Origin of the sequence: Salinicola socius, from assembly GCF_001937195.1 — a bacterium.
In the GTDB taxonomy this organism is placed as follows: Bacteria; Pseudomonadota; Gammaproteobacteria; order Pseudomonadales; family Halomonadaceae; genus Salinicola; species Salinicola socius.
On the sequence record NZ_MSDO01000064.1, the window covers coordinates 1 to 2,411 of the forward strand.

Annotated in this window: 4 protein-coding genes; all 4 read left to right on the forward strand. The window is 57.9% G+C overall.

Translation table 11 applies throughout. The annotated features are described in order from the left end of the window. A partial coding sequence (locus BTW07_RS19905) for a VENN motif pre-toxin domain-containing protein (protein ID WP_167369289.1) occupies nucleotides 1-1,151 on the forward strand: 1,151 nt, incomplete at its 5' end. A 35-nt stretch (nucleotides 1,152-1,186) separates the two neighbouring features. Beyond that, the gene (locus tag BTW07_RS18740; protein WP_144076996.1) at nucleotides 1,187-1,417 is read left to right on the forward strand and encodes a DUF6966 domain-containing protein; all 231 of its coding nucleotides are present in this window, start codon (nucleotides 1,187-1,189) and stop codon (nucleotides 1,415-1,417) included. Between the two features lie 99 nt (nucleotides 1,418-1,516). After that, nucleotides 1,517-1,642 (forward strand): endonuclease toxin domain-containing protein, encoded by a 126-nt coding sequence (locus BTW07_RS20360; RefSeq protein ID WP_425272045.1) that lies wholly within the window; start codon nucleotides 1,517-1,519, stop codon nucleotides 1,640-1,642. 194 nt (nucleotides 1,643-1,836) lie between these two features. Next, nucleotides 1,837-2,411 (forward strand): DUF637 domain-containing protein (locus tag BTW07_RS18745; protein ID WP_167369290.1); only part of this gene is annotated, 575 nt, incomplete at its 3' end.

A 2,411-nucleotide genomic window follows, 5' to 3' on the forward strand; every position in this document is an offset into this window, starting at 1 on the left:
AAGCCACCGGCGGCGACTTCAGCACCGGCGCGGCGGCGGCGGGCGCCAACGAAGCGCTGGTCAAGCAACTGGATACGCTGGTCGCCAACGACCCGCAACTGCTGGTTGCCGCCTCGAAGCTCACCGGGCTGATGGCGGCGGGGCTGGTGGATGGCGACGTGGCGCAGGGTGCCGAGATCGCGGGTAACGCGACGGCGTATAACTACCTGCGGCACGCGCAGTTCCAGGACATTGCCGATCGGCTGGAACAATGCACCACGCAATCCTGTCGTGACCAGATCGTCGATCAAGCCCTCACACTGAGCCAGCAACAGGATCTCGCAGCCCTGCAACTCTGCGCCAGCGGAAGTTCAGGCTGTGGGGACGCGGTTCTGGCCTCGATGACCACCCCTTTCGAAGGTGTCGAATTCAGCAAGCCGGAGACGGCGGCCTCATTGCGCGAACTGATGTGGGAGAACCCCGGGAAGAACGGCGCGTTTGCCATGGCTGCGGCAAATCAGGACGCAGCAACCGTGGTAGATGCATTGGACCCAGAGGACCGACTCTCGCCGGAGCAACGTGCACAGGCAGAAGAAACACTGGCCGGCGTAATGAGCAGTGGCGTGATAGGAGGGGATCGGGGAGGATATACTGGTGTAATCGGTGCAAAAGGACCAACACCAAATAATTTGAACCCGAGCAGTGCTCTCACGGGCACTGAAGCTGGGGCCCCAGTCAATAGAAGCGTCATACGACCAACTTTAGGTACTACTCGCGGTGAGTACTCAGCCGTAAAACCTGGACCTCTTGCCGATGACCTAGCAGTAACGTTCTCCGGCGGAGCTTATAAAGAGGTTGTGCTGCAAAACGATACTGTCTTATACCGTGCAGGTACTTCTGACAGACCATTAGGGCAATTTTTTAGCCAAGAGAAGCCTGATGGAATTATACAAACTCGCGTTGATAAAGCTGTGCTGCCTGTATGGCCGGGTGGTGCAAAATCTCCGATCGACACTTCATTTTCCGTTAGAATTCCAGCTGGAACGAAAGTTTATGTCGGTAAGGTGGGTGTTCAGGAAGGTTTCTATGTCGGGGGATCGGAGCAGATAGTGGTGGTCAAACCTTGGGCGATCGAAGGGGTAAATGTATTGGAAGCGAGGCCGCTAAAATGAATAGGTATGAGAGTGCTGTGTTGATACTTGAGGAGATGGCAACCCTTCTCGATATGGCCGGAATTCAGGGCTGGGCTGAGAGCTTGCGACGAGTCGGTAGCTATAATGAGTCAGAAGCTTCTGTATTATATAATACGGTGCTAGGAATGTATGGCGGCAGTGGCTCCTTGAGCGATATTGTGCTTTATCATAATGGAGAACTCCTGAAGGAGGAAAATAATAAGTTTGACGAGTTGCGCTCTAAGCTTTATCTACTTTGTCGATGAGTAGGTGGAAAAGGCTTAGGCAGGTGGTACAAATGTTCGGGTGGTTCGATAGACCGTGCCAACAGAGATGGATTGGATAAGAGTAACAAAGCTCAAGGCATGCCTCGGGAGGGTTATCTGGACACGAAACTACCAGCGGGCTCTCGTTTACCGCCAAACTTCAAGGTGGTTGATTTTTTGACGAGATCACTGGTTCAGCTATTATCGCCAAAACATTTAATATGATGACTGCTACTCTTGGCGTTGGTGCCTCGAAGCGGTGGCGGCGGTCAAGGCTTCAGCCTGGACGATAGTCACGAGCACTACCCCGGCGACCTGCTGCGTCCCGATGGCCCCAGTACCCATCGTCAGGCTCGAAACTGAAACGAAGAAAGGCTGGTTGTCGAGGCTGTTACAGCGTTAACCCGTGCACCAAGAGGATGCTCTACTTAACAATATCCTCCGACAGCCTCAAAGGTGCGCTAATTGCCGCCGCCTCGGCGGGCGCCGCGAAAGGGCTGGATACCGTCTGGGGCGGTTCCACGGACATCGCCAACGGCCAGACCACCGGCTTCAATCTGAGCGATTGGGGCGATACCGGGCGCTTTGTCGGCCAGCGCGCCTCGCAGGCCGTGGTCGACGCCGGGCTGCAGACCGCCATCGCCGGCGGCGAGTTCGACGAGCATTTGCGGCAGACGTTGCAAGGGGCGGCCAGCACCGTGCTGGAAGCCACCCTGTTCAACCAGGTCGGCGACCTGGGAGAGCGCTACCCCGAGCTTCTGGCCGACGGCGAGGGCGGCAAGATCGCTCTGCACGCCCTGGCCGGCGGCCTGGCGGCGGAAGCCACCGGCGGCGACTTCAGCACCGGCGCGGCGGCGGCGGGCGCCAACGAAGCGCTGGTCAAGCAACTGGATACGCTGGTCGCCAACGACCCGCAACTGCTGGTTGCCGCCTCGAAGCTCACCGGGCTGATGGCGGCGGGGCTGGTGGATGGCGACGTGGCGCAGGGCGCTGA